This window comes from Pseudomonas sp. TE3-3-F2023, from assembly GCF_036784815.1.
Classification (GTDB): domain Bacteria; phylum Pseudomonadota; class Gammaproteobacteria; order Pseudomonadales; family Pseudomonadaceae; genus Aquipseudomonas; species Aquipseudomonas pudica.
On record NZ_CP145113.1, the window covers coordinates 2,258,871 to 2,278,114 of the forward strand.

The following is a 19,244-nucleotide window of genomic DNA, read 5'->3' on the forward strand; positions in this document are numbered from 1 at the left end:
GCGCCCCCAAGCTTTTTCTACACTGTCAAACCCGGTCCGCCCCTTACGAGGGCAACTACTGGAGATCCTGCTTCATGTCCCAAACCATCGTCGTCGCGGCGCTGTACAAGTTCGTCACCCTGGAAGACTACGTCGAGCTGCGCGAGCCGCTGCTCCAGACCATGCTCGACAACAACGTCAAGGGCACCCTGCTGCTGGCTCACGAGGGCATCAACGGCACCGTGTCGGCCACCCGCGAAGGCATCGACGGCCTGCTGGCCTGGCTGCGCAACGACCCGCGTCTGGCCGATGTCGACCACAAGGAATCGTACTGCGACGAACAGCCGTTCTATCGCACCAAGGTCAAGCTCAAGAAAGAGATCGTCACCCTCGGTGTACCGGGCGTGGACCCGAACAAGGCAGTCGGCACCTACGTCGAGCCCAAGGACTGGAACGCGCTGATCAGCGACCCGGAAGTGCTGCTGATCGACACCCGCAACGACTACGAAGTGGCCATCGGTACCTTCAAGGGCGCCATCGACCCGAAGACCGAAACCTTCCGCGAGTTCCCCGATTACATCAAGGCCAACTTCGACCCCAGCAAGCACAAAAAGGTTGCCATGTTCTGCACCGGCGGTATCCGTTGCGAAAAAGCCTCCAGCTACATGCTCGGTGAAGGCTTCGAGGCGGTCTATCATCTTAAGGGCGGCATCCTGAAATACTTCGAGGAAGTGCCTCAGGAAGAAAGCCTGTGGGACGGCGACTGCTTCGTCTTCGACAACCGAGTCACGGTGCGTCATGACCTGAGCGAAGGCGAGTACGACCAGTGCCACGCCTGCCGCCACCCGATCAATGCAGAGGAGCGCGCGTCCGAGCACTATTCGCCAGGTGTCAGCTGCCCGCATTGCTGGGACACCCTGAGCGAAAAGACCCGGCGTAGCGCCATCGACCGGCAGAAGCAGATCGAGCTGGCCAAGGCCCGCAACCTGCCGCACCCGATCGGTTACAACTACAAAGCCGAGGCTTGATGCATGTCTGCACGCCTGATCTATGTGATGGACCCGATGTGCTCCTGGTGCTGGGGTTTCGCACCCGTGGCAGCGGCCCTGATCGCCCAGGCGCGTGATGCAGGTGTGCCCACCCACCTGGTGCCGGGCGGGCTGCGTACCGGCGGCAGTGCCCTGGACAGCTCTACCCGCAAGTACATCCTCGAGCACTGGCAGGCGGTGGCCGATGCCACCGGCCAGCCGTTCCGCTTCGAGGGGGCCATGCCCGACGGCTTCGTCTACGACACCGAGCCGGCCTGCCGTGCCCTGGTCAGCGCCCGCGAACTGGACGCCGAGCGCGTCTGGCCGCTGCTGGCGCTGATCCAGCGTTCGTTCTACGAGCAGGGCGTGGACGTGACCGTTGCACCGCACTTGGTCGACCTGGCCGAACAGGCGGGCTTCGACCGCCCCGTGTTCGCCGAGGCCTTCGCCTGTGCCGACACCCGCGCCGCCACTGCAGCCGATTTCAGCTGGGCCCAGGACCTGGGCATCGCCGGTTTCCCGACCTTGCTTGCCGAACGTAATGGCCAGCTGGCCCTGCTGACCAACGGCTACCAGCCGCTGGAGCGCCTGCAACCCTTGCTCGGCCGCTGGCTGCAGCAGGCCGCCTGTGCTTGATGTGCCTGGGTCACCCGACCCGGTGCCGGGCAAGCCTCACACTGCGGCCGATCGACTGAGCTGGGCGGAAATCCGCCGCCTGGCCCTGCATCACAAGAAAAACCTCTGGTCCGCCAACCTCATCGCCGTATTGGCGGCCTGCTGCAGCGTGCCTATCCCGCTGCTGCTGCCGCTGCTGGTGGACGAAGTGCTGCTGGGCCATGGCGATGCCGCGCTGAAGTGGATGAACCACCTGCTGCCGTCCAACTGGCAGGTGGCGGCAGGTTACATCGGCCTGATGTTGCTGCTGACCCTGTGCCTGCGCCTGGCCGCCCTGGCATTCAACGTGCTCCAGGCCAAGCTGTTCGCCGGCCTGGCCAAGGACATCGTCTACCGCCTGCGCATTCGCCTGATCGAGCGGCTCAAGCGCATCTCGCTGAAGGAATACGAAAGCCTGGGCAGTGGTACGGTGACCACCCATCTGGTCACCGACCTGGACACCCTCGACAAGTTTGTCGGCGAAACCCTGAGCCGCTTCCTGGTGGCCATGCTGACCCTGACCGGCACGGCGGCCATCCTGATCTGGATGCACTGGCAGCTGGCATTGCTGATATTGCTGTTCAACCCGCTGGTTATCTACTTCACGGTGCAGTTGGGCAAGCGCGTCAAACACCTGAAAAAGCTCGAGAACGACAGCACCGCACGCTTTACCCAGGCGCTGGCGGAAACCCTCGACGCCATTCAGGAGATCCGCGCCGGCAACCGCCAGGGCTATTTCCTCGGTCGCCTTGGCCTGCGCGCCCGCGAAGTGCGTGACTACGCAGTGGATTCGCAATGGAAGAGCGACGCCAGCGGCCGCGCCAGTGGCCTGCTGTTCCAGTTCGGCATCGATATCTTCCGCGCCGCGGCCATGCTTACCGTGCTGTTCTCCGACCTGTCGATCGGCCAGATGCTGGCGGTGTTCAGCTACCTGTGGTTCATGATCGGCCCGGTGGAGCAGCTGCTCAACCTGCAATATGCCTATTACGCCGCCGGTGGTGCGCTGAGCCGCCTCAACGAACTGTTGGCACGCGACGACGAGCCGCAGTACCCGGCTGCCAGCGATCCGTTCGCCGGCCGTGAGACGGTGGGCATCGAAGTGCGCGACCTGCGCTTTGCCTATGCCGAAGAGCCGGTGCTCGAGCACCTCGACCTGTCCATCGCCCCGGGCGAGAAGGTGGCGATCGTCGGCGCCAGCGGTGGTGGCAAGAGCACCCTGGTGCAGCTGCTTCTGGGCCTTTATAGCGCCCAGGCCGGCACCATCCGCTTTGGCGGTGCCAGCCTGCAGGAAATCGGCCTGGAAACCCTGCGTGAAAACGTCGCGGTAGTGTTGCAGCACCCGTCGTTGTTCAACGACACCGTGCGCGCCAACCTGACCATGGGCCGTGACTGCAGCGACGAGGCCTGCTGGCAGGCGCTGCGCATTGCCCAGCTTGATGCGACCATCGCCGCCCTGCCGCAGGGCCTGGACAGTGTGGTGGGGCGCTCCGGCGTGCGCTTGTCCGGTGGCCAGCGGCAGCGCCTGGCCATTGCCCGCATGGTGCTGGCCGAACCTAAGGTGGTGATCCTCGACGAGGCCACCTCGGCCCTGGATGCTGCCACCGAATACAACCTGCACCAGGCCCTGGCGCGCTTCCTCAGCGGCCGCACCACACTGATCATCGCCCACCGCCTGTCGGCGGTGAAACAGGCCGACCGGGTGCTGGTGTTCGATGGCGGGCATGTGGCCGAGGATGGTGACCACCAGCAGCTGATTGCCGAGGGTGGGTTGTATGCCAAGTTGTATGGGCACCTGCAGCAGAGCTGAGTTTGTGGGGGCCCTATCGCCGGCAAGCCAGCTCCTAAAGGATTACCACATGCCTGAGCATTGTGGGGTACCTGTGGGAGCTGGCTTGCCGGCGATAGGGCCGGGAAGGCCGTGCAGGCCCCTGGGTTCCCTGTCATAAAAAACCCATCCGCGAGGATGGCAAATGGCCTACGCTGTGCTTTGTCTGGGTTGATTTGCGCCTTATCTGCTCTGTGACAGGGACTCCATGAAGGGACATCGCACTCTAGAAGCGCCAAAGTTGCTCGGCATCACCTGGCCCTTCATCGCTGTTGTGGTCTTCCAGGTAGCCTTGGGCAGCCTCAGCCTTTATACGCTCTCGGCCGTGCGTGCCTATGTCGCGGGCGAAAGCCTGTGGTCCAAGGCGCAGAAAGACGCCATCTACTACCTCACCCTGTACGGCGAAACCCGCGACGACAGCACCTACCATCGTTATCGCCAGGCCATCACCGTGCCCCAGGGCGACCACCAGTTGCGCGAAGTGCTGGACCAGCCCAGCCCCGACCTGGACGCCGCGCGCCAGGCCGTGCTGCAAGGCGGCAACCACCCCGACGATGTCGAGCGGATCATCTGGTTCTACCGCAACTTTCGCAACGTCAGCTACATGCAGACGGCCATCGACTACTGGGATATCGGCGACGACTACCTGGGCAAGCTGGATATGCTGGCCATGGAAATGCGCAGCAGCTTTGCTGCTGGCCCGGTCGACGCCCGCACGCTCAGCGACTGGAAGGCGCGCATCGTCACCATCAACGAAGGGGTAACCCCGGCCGCCAAGGCGTTCAGCGATGCCTTGGGCGAGGGCTCGCGCATGTTGCTGCGGGTGCTGCTGATCACCAACCTGCTGACCGCGATGTTCCTGATTGCCATTGCCTGGCGCCGCTCCAGCAAGCTGCTGGCCCAGCGCCAGGCCTTTGCCAGCGCCCTGCAGGAAGAAAAGGAGCGGGCGCAGATCACCCTGCAGGCCATTGGCGATGCGGTGATTACCGCCGATGTGGAGGGCAGTATCGGCTACATGAACCCGGCCGCCGAGCAACTGACCCACTGGCAGGCCGGCCAGGCCCAGGGCCTGCCGCTGTCGGCGCTGTTCAGCCTGGTGGACGAGCAGGCCGAGGAAGATGGCCGCAGCCTGGTCGAACAGGTGCTCAGCGGCAGCCTCAAGGGTGGCGCCGAGCATGCCCGGCTGATCCAGCGCCTGGACGGTAGCACCGTGTCGGTCAACCTGGTCGGCTCGCCGATCGTCAATGACGGCCAGGTCAGCGGCATCGTGCTGGTGCTGCACGACATGACCCAGGAGCGCCAGTACATCGCCAACCTGTCCTGGCAGGCGACCCACGACGCCCTGACCGGCCTGGCCAACCGCCGCGAGTTCGAATACCGCCTGGAGCAGGCACTCAATGACCTGGCGCGCCAGGCCGGGCGGCATTCGCTGATGTTCCTCGACCTCGACCAGTTCAAACTGGTCAACGATACCTGCGGGCATGCCGCTGGCGACGAGCTGCTGCGGCACATCTGCGCCGTGCTGCAGTCCGGCCTGCGCGAAGGCGACACCCTGGCTCGGCTGGGTGGGGATGAATTTGGCGTGCTGCTGGAAAACTGCCCGCCCGACCAGGCCGAGCGCATTGCCGAGCAGCTGCGCCAGCTGGTGCAAAGCCTGCATTTCGTGTGGAAAGGGCGGCCGTTCGTCACCACCGTCAGCGTCGGCCTGGTGCACATGGCCCAGTCCCCCGGTACCCTCGAGACCTCGCTGCGCGCCGCCGACATGGCTTGCTACATGGCCAAGGAAAAGGGCCGCAACCGCGTGCAGGTGTACCATGCCGACGACAGCGAACTGTCCATGCGCTTTGGTGAAATGGCCTGGATCCAGCGCTTGCACGTGGCCCTGGAAGAAAACCGCTTCTGCCTGTACGCCCAGGAAATCGCCCCACTGAAAACCTTCGAGGGCCCCGGGCATATCGAAATCCTGCTGCGCCTGCACGACGAGAGCGGGCGTACCATCCTGCCCAGCAGCTTCATCCCGGCGGCCGAGCGCTACGGCCTGATGACCGCGCTGGACCGCTGGGTGGTGCGCAATGTGTTCCTGGTTATCCGCCAATGCCTGGACGAAGGGCGCGAGGGGCCGTTGTCGATCTGCGCAATCAACCTGTCGGGGTCGAGCATTGGCGATGACAAGTTCCTCGAGTACCTGCAGCGCCTGTTCGTCGAATACGCCATTCCGCCACGGATGATCTGTTTCGAAATCACCGAAACCAGCGCCATAGCCAACCTTGGCAGCGCCATCCGCTTCATCAACGAATTGAAGGGGCTCGGTTGTCGCTTCTCGCTCGATGATTTCTGCGCCGGCATGTCGTCGTTCGCCTATCTCAAGCATTTGCCTGTGGACTACCTGAAGATCGACGGGAGTTTCGTCAAGGACATGCTCGACGACCCGGTCAACCGGGCCATGGTCGAGGTCATCAACCATATCGGTCATGTAATGGGCAAGCGCACCATCGCCGAATTCGTCGAAACACCCTTGATCGAGCAGGCCTTGCAGGAAATTGGCGTGGATTACGCCCAGGGCTATCTCATCGAACGCCCTCAGGTGTTCACCTGTGACAGTCTGCAGCGCCAACGGATCGCCGCCCGGCCTCTGTTGCAGCGGGCACCTGGCACGTTTCGCTAGCTAGAAATCACAAGGATCAAGGAGCTGAAAGTGATTGACGCATTCGTTCGTATCGGGCCTTTGATGGACCCCGCCAGCTACCCCCAATGGGCCCAGCAACTGATTGAAGACTGCCGCGAGAGCAAGCGCCGGGTAGTGGAGCATGAGTTCTACGCGCGCCTGCGCGATGGCCAGCTGAAGCAATCGACCATTCGCCAGTACCTGATAGGTGGCTGGCCGGTGGTGGAGCAGTTTTCGCTGTACATGGCCCACAACCTGACCAAGACCCGCTATGGCCGCCATCAGGGCGAAGACATGGCGCGGCGCTGGCTGATGCGCAACATTCGTGTCGAGCTCAACCACGCTGACTACTGGGTGAACTGGTGCCAGGCGCATGGCGTGCACCTGCACGAGCTGCAGGCCCAGGATGTGCCGCCAGAGCTGAACGGCCTGAATGACTGGTGCTGGCGCGTGTGCGCCACCGAGAACCTGGCCATTTCCATGGCGGCGACCAATTACGCCATCGAAGGTGCGACCGGTGAATGGTCGGCGGTGGTGTGCTCCACCGACACCTATGCGCAGGGCTTCCCGGAGGACCAGCGCAAGCGGGCGATGAAGTGGCTGAAGATGCATGCCCAGTATGACGATGCGCACCCGTGGGAGGCGCTGGAGATCATCTGCACCCTGGCCGGCGAGAACCCGACCCAGGGGCTGCGCAATGAACTGCGCAAGGCGATTTGCAAGAGTTATGACTGCATGTACCTGTTCCTGGAACGGTGCATGCAGCTGGAAGGGCGCCAACAGGGGCGCATGCGCCCGGTGTTGGCAGCGGGCTGATCGCTCTCCTGTCCCGGCCTCTTCGCGGGCATGCCCGCTCCCACAGGTATGGCGCAGTCCTCAAGGGCTGTGGTGATCCTGTGGGAGCGGGCGTGCCCGCGAAGAGGCCGGTGCAGGCCTACTGGGCGTTGAACGCCTGCCCATTCACCCCTTTGCTGTCCGGCCCCATCAGGTACAGGTATACCGGCATGATCTCTTCCGGCAGCGGGTTGTTCTGCGGGTTTTCGCTGGGGTAGGCCTGTGCCCGCATCGCCGTGCGCGTGGCACCCGGGTTGATGCTGTTGGCGCGCACCGGTGCCACGCCTTCCAGTTCATCGGCCAGGGTTTGCATCAGGCCCTCGGTGGCGAACTTGGACACGCCGTAGGCGCCCCAGTAGGCCCGGCCCTTGCGCCCGACGCTGCTGCTGGTGAACACCACCGAAGCGTCTTCCGACAGCTTCAGCAGCGGCAGCAGGGTGCTGGTGAGCATGAAGGTGGCATTGACGTTGATGTGCATCACGCGCATGAAGTTGTCACCCGACAGCTGCTCCAGCGGCGTGCGCGGGCCGATGATCGAAGCGTTGTTCAGCAGGCCGTCGAGGCGGCCGAACTGGTCCTCGATCATCACCGCCAGTTCGTCGTACTGGTGGGGCAGGGCGGTTTCCAGGTTGAACGGGATCACCACCGGTTGCGGGTGCCCGGCGGCTTCGATCTGGTCGTAGATCTCGTTGAGGTTGGCCTCGGTCTTGCCCAGCAGCAGCACGGTGGCGCCCAGCGCAGCGTAGGCCTTGGCAGCAGCGGCGCCGATGCCGCGGCCGGCACCGGTAACCAGGATGACCCGACCTTGCAGCAGGTCGGGGCGGGCGGTGTAGTCGAACATGGTAGGTCCTTCGAGTTCGTTGGCGCGGCACCCTCCCCGTGGGAGCGGGTTTGCCCGCGAATGCGTACTATCAGGCGCCGGTGTCGCCTGGGCTGGCGCATTCGCGGGTGAACCCGCTCCCACAGGGGCTGTGCTGCGGTCTAGACGGGGTTCAGCAGCCGCACAGCGCGCTGTCGATCACCTTGCGCAGTTCCAGCGGGTGGTCCACCACCACGTCGGCGCCCCAGTTGTTGGGGTTGTCCTCTGGATGAATATAGCCGTAGCGCACCGCCGCTGTGCGGGTGCCGGCGTCGCGGCCAGACTCGATGTCGCGCAGGTCGTCGCCGACGAACAGCACGCTGGCCGGCTCCAGGCCCAGGGTCTTGCAGGCGAGGATCAGCGGCTCGGGGTCGGGCTTGCTGTTCTTGACATGGTCCGGGCAGATCAGCAGCGCCGACCGCTCGGCCAGGCCCAGTTGCTGCATGATCGGCTCGGCGAAGCGCACCGGCTTGTTGGTGACCACGCCCCACAGCAGGTTGCCTTTCTCGATGTCGGCCAGCAGCTCGGCCATGCCGTCGAACAGCTTGCTGTGCACCGCACAGTCACGCTGGTAGCGCTCGAGGAACTCCAGGCGCAGCGCCTCGAAGCCCTCGGCCTCCGGGCTCATGGCGAAGGTCGCGGCGACCATTGCCCGGGCACCGCCCGAGATCACGTCGCGGATCAACTTGTCATCGACGGCCGGCAGGCCGCGCTCGGCGAGCATGGCCTGGCAGATGGCGATGAAGTCCGGCGCCGTGTCGAGCAAGGTGCCGTCCATGTCGAAGAGTACTGCTTGCAAACGCATGCTCATTCCTCGCGCAGGGTCTGGATCATGTAGTTGACGTCAACGTCGCTGCTGAGCTTGTAGTGCTTGGTCAGCGGGTTGTAGGTCAGGCCGATGATGTCTTTCACCTGCAGGCCGGCAACACGGCTCCAGGCGCCCAGCTCGGACGGGCGGATGAACTTCTTGAAGTCGTGGGTACCGCGCGGCAGCATCTTCAGGATGTACTCGGCGCCGACGATGGCCAGCAGGTAAGCCTTGGGGTTGCGGTTGATGGTGGAGAAGAACACCTGGCCGCCCGGCTTTACCATGCGGTAGCAGGCGCGGATGACCGAAGACGGGTCGGGCACGTGCTCGAGCATTTCCAGGCAGGTGACCACGTCGAACTGTTCAGGCATTTCCTCGGCCAGGGCTTCGGCGGTGATCTGCCGGTATTCCACCTGCACGCCCGACTCCAGCTGGTGCAGCTGGGCCACCGCCAGTGGCGCCTCGCCCATGTCGATGCCGGTGACCGTGGCGCCGCGCAGGGCCATCGCCTCGCTGAGGATGCCGCCGCCGCAACCCACGTCCAGCACTTTCTTGCCGGCGAGGCTGGCGCGCTCGTCGATCCAGTTGACGCGCAGCGGGTTGATTTCGTGCAGCGGCTTGAACTCGCTTTCGCGGTCCCACCAGCGGTGGGCCAGCGCTTCGAACTTGGCGATTTCGGCGCGGTCGACGTTGCTCATTAGAACAGTCCTCTGAAACTTCGCAAAATTGCGCCGGAGTATACCCGAGCGCTCGGCCCCGAGGGTCGCTATAATCGCCGGCTTTTGATATCCGAACGACGGGGAGAGGCGATGCGCGAGCGACTTTTGGCGGCGGAGAAGGTGACTGGGATCCGCTGGCAGGGCGGCGTCTTGCACCTGCTCGACCAGCGCCTGCTGCCGTCGGAAGAACGCTGGCTGGCCTGCGACAATGTCGCGCAGGTGGCAGTGGCGATCCGCGACATGGCCGTGCGCGGCGCCTCGGCCATCGGCATTGCCGCGGCCTATGGCCTGGTGCTGGCCCTGGAAGAGCGGCTGGCCGAGGGCGGCGACTGGGAAATGGACCTGGAAGAAGACTTCCTCGTCCTGGCTGAAGCGCGCCCTACCGCCGCCAACCTGTTCTGGGCGCTGAACCGCATGCGTGAGCGCCTGCAGCGGCTGCGTCCGGACGAAGGCGTGCTGGCGGCGCTGGAGGCCGAAGCGGTGGCCATCCACGAAAGTGACCGCGAAGCCAACCTGACCATGGCCCAGCACGGTATCGAGCTGATCCGCCGCCACCAGGGCAACGCCCAGGCCCTGCTCACATACGGTAATGCCGGCGCCCTTGCCTGTGGTGGCTTCGGTACCGCCCTGGGGGTGATCCGCGCCGGTTACCTGGAGGGCATGGTCGAGCGGGTGTATGCCGGCGAGACCCGCCCCTGGCTGCATGGTTCGCGCCTGACTGCCTGGGAACTGGCCAACGAAGGCATCCCGGTGACCCTGTGCGCCGACTCGGCGCTGGCCCACCTGATGAAGATGAAGGGCATTACCTGGGTGGTGGTGGGGGCGGACTGCATCGCCGCCAACGGCGACGTGGCCGGCAAGATCGGTACCTACCAGCTGGCGGTCAGCGCCATGCACCACGGCGTGCGATTCATGGTGGTGGCGCCGAGCACCAGCATTGACCTGAACCTGGCCACGGGCGAGGACATCCCGCTGGAAGAACGCGCTGCCGACGAGTTGCTGGACATTGGCGGCACCCGGGTGGCGCCGGATGTGGAGGTGTTCAACCCGGTATTCGATGTGACCCCGGCCGACCTGATCGATGTGATCGTGACCGAGCGCGGTATCGTCGAGCGGCCGGATGCCGCCAAGCTGGCACAATTGGTCTGCCGCAAGCGCCTGCACTGATCGGAAACCTCGCTGGCCTCTTCGCGGGCACGCCCGCTCCCACAGGGACACCACCACTCTCGAGTGTTGCGATATCCCTGTGGGAGCGGGCGTGCCCGCGAAGAAGCCAGTGAAAATCCGAAGATTCAACCTCGTGTGAGGCCACCTGCCACATCTCCCCACCGCCCCTGCCTTTGTGATAACATCCGGCAGTTTCCAAGACCGCCCACCACGGCGGCCTTCATTGCGCAGATCCATGGCACAACTCATTGATTTGTCGTAAGTCGTCGCACCCTTATGCGTTGCGGCGGCGAGCTTCGTTCGGCCCTTGATGGAGCTGCGAAGTTTCACCAGAAAAAGGAATCAGGCTTCTCATGGGCGAACTGGCCAAAGAAATCCTCCCGGTCAATATCGAAGACGAACTGAGACAGTCCTACCTCGACTACGCGATGAGCGTGATTGTCGGGCGAGCGCTGCCCGATGCGCGTGACGGCTTGAAGCCCGTGCATCGTCGCGTTCTCTATGCGATGAGCGAACTGGGCAACGACTGGAACAAGCCGTACAAGAAATCCGCCCGTGTGGTCGGTGACGTGATCGGTAAATACCACCCGCACGGCGACACCGCGGTCTACGACACCATCGTGCGTATGGCCCAGCCGTTCTCGCTGCGCTACCTGCTGGTCGACGGCCAGGGCAACTTCGGTTCGGTGGACGGCGACAACGCCGCCGCCATGCGATACACCGAAGTGCGCATGGCCAAGCTGGCCCACGAGCTGCTGGCCGACCTGCACAAGGAGACCGTCGACTGGGTGCCCAACTATGACGGCACCGAGCAGATCCCGGCGGTCATGCCGACCCGTATTCCCAACCTGCTGGTCAACGGCTCCAGCGGTATCGCCGTGGGCATGGCGACCAACATCCCGCCGCACAACCTCGGCGAGGTCATCGATGGCTGCCTGGCGCTCATCGACAACCCCGAAGTCACCATCGATGAGCTGATGCAGCACATCCCTGGCCCGGACTTCCCGACTGCAGGCCTGATCAACGGCCGTCAGGGCATCATCGAGGCCTATCGTACCGGCCGGGGTCGCATCTACATGCGTGCCCGCTCCGAGGTCGAAGACATCGACAAGGTCGGTGGCCGCCAGCAGATCGTGGTTACCGAGCTGCCGTACCAGCTGAACAAGGCTCGCCTGATCGAGAAGATCGCCGAGCTGGTCAAAGAGAAGAAGATCGAAGGCATCACCGAGCTGCGCGACGAGTCCGACAAGGACGGCATGCGCATCGTCATCGAGCTGCGCCGTGGCGAGGTGCCGGAGGTGGTGCTCAACAACCTCTACCAGCAAACCCAGCTGCAGAGCGTATTCGGCATCAACGTGGTGGCCCTGGTCGACGGCCGTCCGCGCCTGCTCAACCTCAAGGACCTGCTCGAAGCGTTCGTGCGTCACCGCCGTGAAGTGGTGACCCGCCGTACCGTGTTCGAGCTGCGCAAGGCCCGCGAACGCGGCCATATCCTTGAAGGCCAGGCGGTCGCGCTGTCCAACATCGACCCGGTCATCGCCCTGATCAAGGCCTCGCCGACCCCGTCCGAAGCCAAGGAAGCCCTGGTTTCCACTGCCTGGGAATCCAGTGCCGTGCAGGTCATGGTCGAGCGTGCCGGCGCCGATTCCTGCCGCCCCGAGGACCTGCCGGAGCAGTACGGCCTGCGTGAAGGCAAGTACTACCTGTCGCCGGAACAGGCCCAGGCCATTCTCGACCTGCGCCTGCACCGCCTGACCGGCCTGGAGCACGAGAAGCTGCTGGCCGAGTACCAGGAAATCCTCGAGCAGATCGGCGAACTGATCCGCATCCTCAGCAGCGCCGAGCGCCTGATGGAAGTGATCCGCGAAGAGCTGGAAGCTATCCGCGCCGAATATGGCGATGCCCGCCGTACCGAAATCCTCGATGCGCGCCACGACCTCAACTACGGCGACATGATCCCGGAAGAAGAGCGCGTGGTGACCATCTCCCACGGCGGCTACGCCAAGACCCAGCCGCTGTCCGCCTACCAGGCCCAGCGCCGGGGCGGCAAAGGCAAGTCGGCTACCGGGGTGAAGGACGAGGACTACGTCGAGCACCTGCTGGTTGCCAACAGCCACGCCACCCTGCTGCTGTTCTCCAGCAAGGGCAAGGTTTACTGGCTGAAGACCTACGACATCCCTGAAGCGTCCCGCGCCGCCCGCGGTCGCCCGCTGGTCAACCTGTTGCCGCTGGAGGAAGGTGAGCGCATCACCGCCATGCTGCAGATCGACCTCGAGGCCCTGCAGCAGAATGCTGACGCCGACGAAGAGCTGGAGGACGCGGAAGACACCGTGCTCGAAGGCGAAGTGGTCGAGGCCGAGGAAGTGGACGAGGAAGACGGCGATACCCCTGAGTGGGTGGCCGAGCCGACCGGCGCCTACATCTTCATGGCCACCGCTTCGGGTACCGTGAAGAAGACCCCGCTGGTGCAGTTCGCCCGTCCGCGCTCCAACGGCTTGATCGCCCTGAAGCTGAAGGAAGGTGACACCCTGATCGCTGCGGCCATCACCGACGGTGCCAAGGAAGTCATGATGTTCTCCGACGCTGGCAAGGTGATCCGCTTCGCTGAAAGCGTGGTGCGCGAGATGGGCCGTAACGCCCGTGGCGTGCGCGGCATGAAGCTGGGCAAGGGCCAGCAGATCATCTCCATGCTGATCCCGGAATCCGGCGCGCAGATCCTCACTGCCTCCGAGCGTGGCTTTGGCAAGCGCACCCCGCTGTCCAAGTTCCCGCGTCGCGGCCGTGGTGGCCAGGGCGTGATAGCCATGGGCACCAAGGGGCGCAATGGCCTGCTGATCGGCGCCATCCAGGTGCAGGAAGGCGAAGAGATCATGCTGATTTCCGACCAGGGCACGCTGGTGCGTACCCGCGTTGGTGAAGTGTCCAGCCTGGGCCGTAACACCCAGGGCGTGACCTTGATCAAGCTGGCTGCCGACGAGACGCTGGTGGGCCTGGAGCGTATCCAGGAGCCTTCCGAGGACGAACTCGATGATGTGATCGAGGCGGACGAAGAGGGCGTCGAGGCTGAAGCGCCAGACAACGAAGAAGCTGCTGGCGCCGAAGAGGCCCCGCAGGAGTAAGCAAGCGTAAAACCCGAACGGGGCGACCAAGGTCGCCCCGTTTGACTGATCAGGCCAGGTCATTGGGGCCGCTGTGCGGCCCATCGCCGGCAAGCCGGGCTCCCACAGGTCCGGCGCGAGCTTTGAGGTTTGTGCGGTCCCTGTGGGAGCTGGCTTGCCGGCGATGGCCTGCAAAGCAGGCCCATGGCAGGCGACACAGTCTTGACGGGTCGGCACCGAATTAAGATTTTGTACCATTTGGCAGAGCGAGAGTGGATGTGAGCAAACGAGCCTTTAACTTCTGCGCAGGCCCTGCTGCGCTTCCTGACGCTGTTCTGCAGCGCGCTCAGGCCGAGATGCTGGACTGGCGTGGCAAGGGCTTGTCGGTGATGGAAATGAGCCATCGCAGCGACGACTACGTGGCCATCGCCGAAAAGGCCGAGCAGGACCTGCGTGACCTGCTGTCCGTCCCCTCCAACTACAAGGTGCTGTTCCTGCAGGGGGGCGCCAGCCAGCAGTTCGCCGAAATCCCGCTGAACCTGCTGCCGGAAAACGGCACTGCCGACTACATCGAGACCGGCATCTGGTCGAAAAAGGCCATCGAGGAAGGGCGCCGCTTCGGCAACGTCAACGTCGCCGCCAGCGCCAAGCCCTACGACTACCTGGCCATCCCGGGCCAGAACGAGTGGAAGCTGACCAAGAACGCCGCCTACGTGCACTATGCGTCCAACGAGACCATCGGTGGCCTGCAGTTCGACTGGGTGCCGGAAACCGGTGACGTGCCGCTGGTGGTCGACATGTCGTCCGACATCCTCTCGCGCCCGATCGACGTGTCGCAGTACGGCCTGATCTACGCCGGCGCGCAGAAGAACATCGGCCCGAGCGGCCTGGTAGTGGTGATCGTGCGCGAAGACCTGCTGGGCCGCGCCCGCAGCAGCTGCCCGACCATGCTCGACTACAAGGTCTCGGCCGACAACGGCTCGATGTACAACACCCCGGCCACCTACTCCTGGTACCTCTCGGGCCTGGTGTTTGAATGGCTGAAAGAGCAGGGTGGCGTCGATGCCATGGAGCAGCGCAACCGCGCCAAGAAAGACCGCCTGTACGGTTTCATCGACAGCAGCGAGTTCTACACCAACCCGATCAGCCACAACGCCCGTTCGTGGATGAACGTGCCGTTCCGCCTGGCTGACGAGCGCCTGGACAAGGCCTTCCTCGCCGGCGCCGACGCCCGTGGCCTGCTCAACCTCAAGGGCCATCGTTCGGTAGGCGGCATGCGCGCCTCCATCTACAACGCCCTGGGCCTTGAAGCAGTCGAAGCCCTGGTGGCCTACATGGCCGAATTCGAGAAGGAGCACGGCTGATGTCCGAGCACGAACTGAAGGCGCTGCGCGTTCGCATCGACAGCCTCGACGAGAAGATCCTCGAGCTGATCAGCGAGCGCGCCCGCTGCGCCCAGGAAGTGGCCAAGGTCAAGACCGCCTCGCTGGCGGAAGGCGAAAAGCCGGTGTTCTACCGCCCCGAGCGTGAAGCCGCCGTGCTCAAGCGCGTGATGGAGCGCAACAAGGGCCCGCTGGACAACGAAGAGATGGCGCGGCTGTTCCGCGAAATCATGTCGTCGTGCCTGGCCCTGGAAGAGCCTCTGAAAATCGCCTACCTCGGCCCTGAAGGCACCTTCACCCAGGCCGCGGCCATGAAGCACTTCGGCCACGCGGTGATCAGCCGGCCGATGGCGGCCATCGACGAAGTGTTCCGCGAAGTGGCGGCCGGTGCCGTCAACTTTGGCGTGGTGCCGGTGGAAAACTCCACCGAAGGCGCGGTCAGCCACACCCTGGACAGCTTCCTCGAGCACGACATGGTGATTTGCGGCGAGGTCGAGTTGCGCATCCACCACCACCTGCTGGTGGGCGAGAACACCAAGACCGACAGCATCACCCGCATCTACTCCCACGCCCAGTCGCTGGCCCAGTGCCGCAAGTGGCTGGATGCGCATTACCCGAATGTGGAGCGCGTGGCAGTATCGAGCAATGCCGAGGCGGCCAAGCGGGTCAAGGGCGAGTGGAATTCGGCGGCGATCGCCGGTGACATGGCGGCCAACCTGTACGGGTTGACTCGCCTGGCCGAAAAGATCGAAGACCGCCCGGACAACTCCACGCGCTTCCTGATGATCGGCAACCAGGAAGTGCCGCCGACCGGCGACGACAAGACCTCGATCATCGTATCGATGAGCAACAAGCCGGGTGCCTTGCACGAGCTGCTGGTACCGTTCCACCAGAACGGCATCGACCTGACTCGCATCGAGACCCGCCCGTCGCGCAGCGGCAAGTGGACCTACGTGTTCTTCATCGACTTCGTCGGCCACCACCGCGACCCGCTGATCAAGGCGGTGCTCGAGCAGATCAGCCAGGAGGCTGTGGCGCTGAAGGTGCTGGGTTCGTATCCGAAGGCGGTGCTTTGATTTGAGATGGTTGGGGCCGCTTCGCGCCCCATCGCGACACGAGGCCGCTCCTACAGGTATTGTGCAGGCCTCGAAACTGTACTGGCCCCTGTAGGAGCGGCCTTGTGTCGCGATGGGCTGCAACGCAGCCCCAATGGCCCTCACAGGCTGTCTAGATTTCTGAACAGGGTTCGCACCAGTGGTAAAAGCAGTAACAACCAAACCCGCGCCAATCATCAACCGCCTGGTTGTGGTCGGCCTTGGCCTGATCGGTGGCTCGTTCGCCAAGGGCCTGCGTGAAAGCGGCCTGTGCCGCGAAGTGGTCGGTGTCGATCTGGATGCCCCTTCGCGCAAGCAGGCCGTGGCCCTGGGCGTGGTCGATCGCTGCGAGCAAGACCTTGCCGCCGCCTGTGTCGGTGCCGATGTCATCCAGTTGGCCGTGCCTATCCTGGCCATGGAAAAAGTCCTGGCCCGCCTGGCCATGCTCGACCTTGGCGATGCCGTCATCACCGACGTCGGCAGCGCCAAGGGCAATGTCGTGCGTGAGGCGCGCGCCGTCTTTGGAGAGCGCCTGCCACGCTTCGTCCCCGGCCACCCCATCGCCGGCTCCGAGCAGAGCGGGGTAGAGGCCTCCAATGCCACCCTGTTCCGTCGGCACAAGGTCATCCTCACGCCGCTGGCCGAAACCGACCCGGCCGCCCTGGCCCTGGTCGACCGCCTGTGGCGCGAGCTGGGCGCCGATGTGGAGCACATGTCGGTCGAACGCCACGACGAAGTGCTTGCCGCCACCAGCCACCTGCCGCACCTGCTGGCCTTCGGCCTGGTCGATTCACTGGCCAAGCGCAATGAAAACCTCGAGATCTTCCGGTACGCTGCGGGAGGCTTCCGCGATTTCACGAGAATCGCCGGCAGCGACCCGACCATGTGGCACGACATCTTTCTCGCCAACCGCGATGCTGTCCTGCGCACGCTTGATACATATCGCAGCGATCTCGACGCCTTGCGCGACGCGATCGCTGAAGGGGACGGGCATCAGCTGCTGGGTGTATTCACCCGCGCACGCGTTGCCCGCGAGCATTTCAGTAAAATCCTGGCCCGCCGGGCCTATGTGGACGCTATGAACGCCAACGATCTGATTTTCCTGGCCCAACCGGGTGGCCGCCTGTCCGGGCGAATCCGCGTACCGGGCGACAAGTCGATTTCCCACCGCTCGATCATGCTCGGCTCGCTGGCCGAAGGCACCACCGAGGTCGAAGGCTTCCTCGAGGGTGAGGACGCGCTGGCGACCCTGCAGGCATTCCGTGACATGGGCGTGGTCATCGAAGGCCCCAACCACGGTCGCGTGACCATTCACGGCGTCGGCCTGCACGGCCTCAAGCCGCCACCCGGGCCGCTGTATGTGGGCAACTCGGGTACCTCGATGCGTCTGCTGTCGGGCCTGCTGGCCGGCCAGCCATTCGACGTGACCATGACCGGCGACGCTTCGCTGTCCAAGCGCCCGATGAACCGTGTGGCCAACCCGCTGCGCGAGATGGGTGCCGTGGTCGAGACCGGCCCTGAAGGCCGCCCGCCGCTGACCATCCGCGGTGGCCACAAGCTCAAGGCGCTGACCTACACGCTGCCGATGGCCAGTGCCCAGGTCAAATCCTGCCTGCTGCTGGCCGGCCTGTACGCCGAAGGCAAGACCACCGTCACCGAGCCTGCACCAACCCGTGACCACACCGAGCGCATGCTGCGCGGCTTCGGCTACAGCGTCGACAGCAACGGCCCGGTGGCCTCGCTGCAGTCCGGCGGCAAGCTCACTGCCACCCGTATCGAAGTACCGGCCGACATTTCCTCGGCGGCGTTCTTCCTGGTGGCGGCGTCCATCGCCGAAGGCTCCGAACTGGTGCTGGAGCACGTTGGCATCAACCCGACCCGTACCGGCGTGATCGACATCCTGCGCCTGATGGGCGGTGACATCACCCTGGAAAACCAGCGTGAAGTCGGGGGCGAGCCGGTGGCCGACCTGCGTGTGCGCGGTGCCAAGCTGAAGGGGATCGACATCCCTGAAGAGCTGGTGCCACTGGCCATCGACGAATTCCCGGTACTGTTCGTCGCCGCTGCCTGCGCCGAAGGGCGTACCGTGCTGCGTGGTGCCGAAGAGCTGCGGGTGAAGGAATCCGACCGTATCCAGGTCATGGCCGACGGCCTGATCACCCTGGGCATCAAGTGCGAGCCGACCCCGGACGGCATCATCATCGACGGCGGCCAGTTGGGTGGCGGCGAAGTGCATGGCCACGGTGACCACCGTATCGCCATGGCCTTCAGCGTTGCCTCGCTGCGCGCCAGCGCACCGATCCGCATCCACGATTGCGCCAACGTCGCCACCTCGTTCCCCAACTTCCTGGCGCTGTGCGCCGAAGTGGGCATCCGCGTGGCGGAAGAGGGCAAGTCGTGAGTGCCCTGGCGCCGGTCATCACCATCGACGGCCCAAGCGGTTCGGGCAAGGGCACAGTCGCCGGGCTGCTGGCCCGCGAGCTGGGCTGGAGGTTGCTGGACTCTGGCGCGCTGTACCGTCTGCTGGCGTTCAACGCCAACAACCACGGCGTCGACCTGACCAACGAAGAGCTGCTGACCAAGCTTGCCGCCCATCTGGATGTGCAGTTCATCGCCGCCGAGCCCGGTAAGCTGCAACAGATCATCCTCGAGGGTGAAGACGTCAGCAACGTCATCCGCACCGAAACCGTAGGTGCCGGTGCCTCGATGGTTGCTTCGCTGCCGGCAGTGCGTGAAGCGCTGCTGGTGCGCCAGCGCGCATTTCGCGAGGCGCCGGGCCTGATTGCCGACGGCCGCGACATGGGCACTGTGGTGTTCCCGGACGCGCCGCTGAAAGTCTTCCTCACCGCCAGCGCGGAGGAGCGGGCGCGTCGCCGCTACCTGCAGTTGAAGGGCAAGGGTGAAGATGTTAGTCTGTCGAGTCTGCTGGATGAGATTCGTGCGCGTGATGAACGCGACACCCAACGTGCAGTGGCCCCGCTGAAGCCAGCGGTCGATGCCATTCAGTTGGACTCTACCGAGTTGTCCATCGAGCAGGTGTTGCAACGTATCAGGAGCGAGATCGCACTGCGCGACCTTCTCTGATAGCTAGGAAAGCAGGCAGGGGCACCAGTCAACGTCCTGCCGGCTTTC

At 64.4% G+C, this 19,244-nt stretch carries 14 protein-coding genes; 11 read left to right on the forward strand and 3 right to left on the reverse strand.

The window, feature by feature from the left end; genetic code table 11:
- Window positions 1–74 precede the first annotated feature (74 nt).
- From V3314_RS10310 to V3314_RS10330, 5 genes are all read left to right on the forward strand, one after another.
- Window positions 75–1,007, forward strand: a complete 933-nt coding sequence (locus V3314_RS10310; RefSeq protein WP_046615551.1) for a rhodanese-related sulfurtransferase — start codon at window positions 75–77, stop codon at window positions 1,005–1,007.
- 3 nt (window positions 1,008–1,010) lie between these two features.
- Window positions 1,011–1,643 carry a DsbA family protein gene (locus V3314_RS10315; protein WP_046615550.1) on the forward strand — a complete coding sequence of 211 codons (633 nt, stop codon included), beginning with the start codon at window positions 1,011–1,013 and terminating at the stop codon, window positions 1,641–1,643.
- Complete coding sequence (locus tag V3314_RS10320; RefSeq protein WP_046615549.1) at window positions 1,636–3,468, forward strand: ABC transporter ATP-binding protein; 1,833 nt, start codon at window positions 1,636–1,638, stop codon at window positions 3,466–3,468. Before V3314_RS10315 ends, V3314_RS10320 begins: the two co-directional genes overlap by 8 nt.
- Before the next feature lie 226 nt (window positions 3,469–3,694).
- Window positions 3,695–6,151 carry an EAL domain-containing protein gene (locus tag V3314_RS10325; protein WP_046615548.1) on the forward strand — a complete coding sequence of 819 codons (2,457 nt, stop codon included), beginning with the start codon at window positions 3,695–3,697 and terminating at the stop codon, window positions 6,149–6,151.
- A 30-nt stretch (window positions 6,152–6,181) separates the two neighbouring features.
- Complete coding sequence (locus V3314_RS10330; protein ID WP_085601023.1) at window positions 6,182–6,967, forward strand: iron-containing redox enzyme family protein; 786 nt, start codon at window positions 6,182–6,184, stop codon at window positions 6,965–6,967.
- 118 nt (window positions 6,968–7,085) lie between these two features.
- Here the strand turns inward: V3314_RS10330 and V3314_RS10335 are convergent, their stop codons facing one another.
- From V3314_RS10335 to ubiG, 3 genes are all read right to left on the reverse strand, one after another.
- Window positions 7,086–7,826: a YciK family oxidoreductase gene (locus V3314_RS10335; RefSeq protein WP_108480529.1), complete on the reverse strand. Its 741-nt coding sequence runs from the start codon at window positions 7,824–7,826 to the stop codon at window positions 7,086–7,088.
- A gap of 151 nt (window positions 7,827–7,977) precedes the next feature.
- Entirely contained in the window at window positions 7,978–8,649 is a 672-nt protein-coding gene (gene mupP, locus V3314_RS10340) for an N-acetylmuramic acid 6-phosphate phosphatase MupP (RefSeq protein WP_108480530.1), read from the reverse strand.
- Window positions 8,650–8,651: 2 nt separating this feature from the next.
- Window positions 8,652–9,350 carry a bifunctional 2-polyprenyl-6-hydroxyphenol methylase/3-demethylubiquinol 3-O-methyltransferase UbiG gene (ubiG, locus tag V3314_RS10345; RefSeq protein WP_025338098.1) on the reverse strand — a complete coding sequence of 233 codons (699 nt, stop codon included), beginning with the start codon at window positions 9,348–9,350 and terminating at the stop codon, window positions 8,652–8,654.
- Window positions 9,351–9,461: 111 nt separating this feature from the next.
- On the opposite strand from ubiG, the gene mtnA reads away from it, so the two are divergent.
- The 6 genes from mtnA to cmk all read left to right on the forward strand — a co-directional run bounded on the left by mtnA (window position 9,462) and on the right by cmk (window position 19,196).
- Window positions 9,462–10,538 carry an S-methyl-5-thioribose-1-phosphate isomerase gene (gene mtnA, locus V3314_RS10350; protein ID WP_085601024.1) on the forward strand — a complete coding sequence of 359 codons (1,077 nt, stop codon included), beginning with the start codon at window positions 9,462–9,464 and terminating at the stop codon, window positions 10,536–10,538.
- A gap of 353 nt (window positions 10,539–10,891) precedes the next feature.
- A complete protein-coding gene (gene gyrA, locus V3314_RS10355; protein ID WP_085601025.1) occupies window positions 10,892–13,657 on the forward strand; it encodes a DNA gyrase subunit A in 2,766 nt (921 codons plus the stop codon).
- A gap of 257 nt (window positions 13,658–13,914) precedes the next feature.
- The gene (gene serC / locus V3314_RS10360) at window positions 13,915–15,000 is read left to right on the forward strand and encodes a 3-phosphoserine/phosphohydroxythreonine transaminase (RefSeq protein WP_015269304.1); all 1,086 of its coding nucleotides are present in this window, start codon (window positions 13,915–13,917) and stop codon (window positions 14,998–15,000) included.
- Window positions 15,000–16,094 (forward strand): prephenate dehydratase, encoded by a 1,095-nt coding sequence (gene pheA / locus V3314_RS10365; protein ID WP_013971453.1) that lies wholly within the window; start codon window positions 15,000–15,002, stop codon window positions 16,092–16,094. Before serC ends, pheA begins: the two co-directional genes overlap by 1 nt.
- 211 nt (window positions 16,095–16,305) lie before the next feature.
- Window positions 16,306–18,513: a bifunctional prephenate dehydrogenase/3-phosphoshikimate 1-carboxyvinyltransferase gene (locus V3314_RS10370; RefSeq protein WP_258229923.1), complete on the forward strand. Its 2,208-nt coding sequence runs from the start codon at window positions 16,306–16,308 to the stop codon at window positions 18,511–18,513.
- Window positions 18,510–19,196 (forward strand): (d)CMP kinase, encoded by a 687-nt coding sequence (cmk, locus tag V3314_RS10375; protein WP_046615542.1) that lies wholly within the window; start codon window positions 18,510–18,512, stop codon window positions 19,194–19,196. The genes V3314_RS10370 and cmk overlap by 4 nt, the downstream gene beginning before the upstream one ends.
- Window positions 19,197–19,244: the final 48 nt, after the last annotated feature.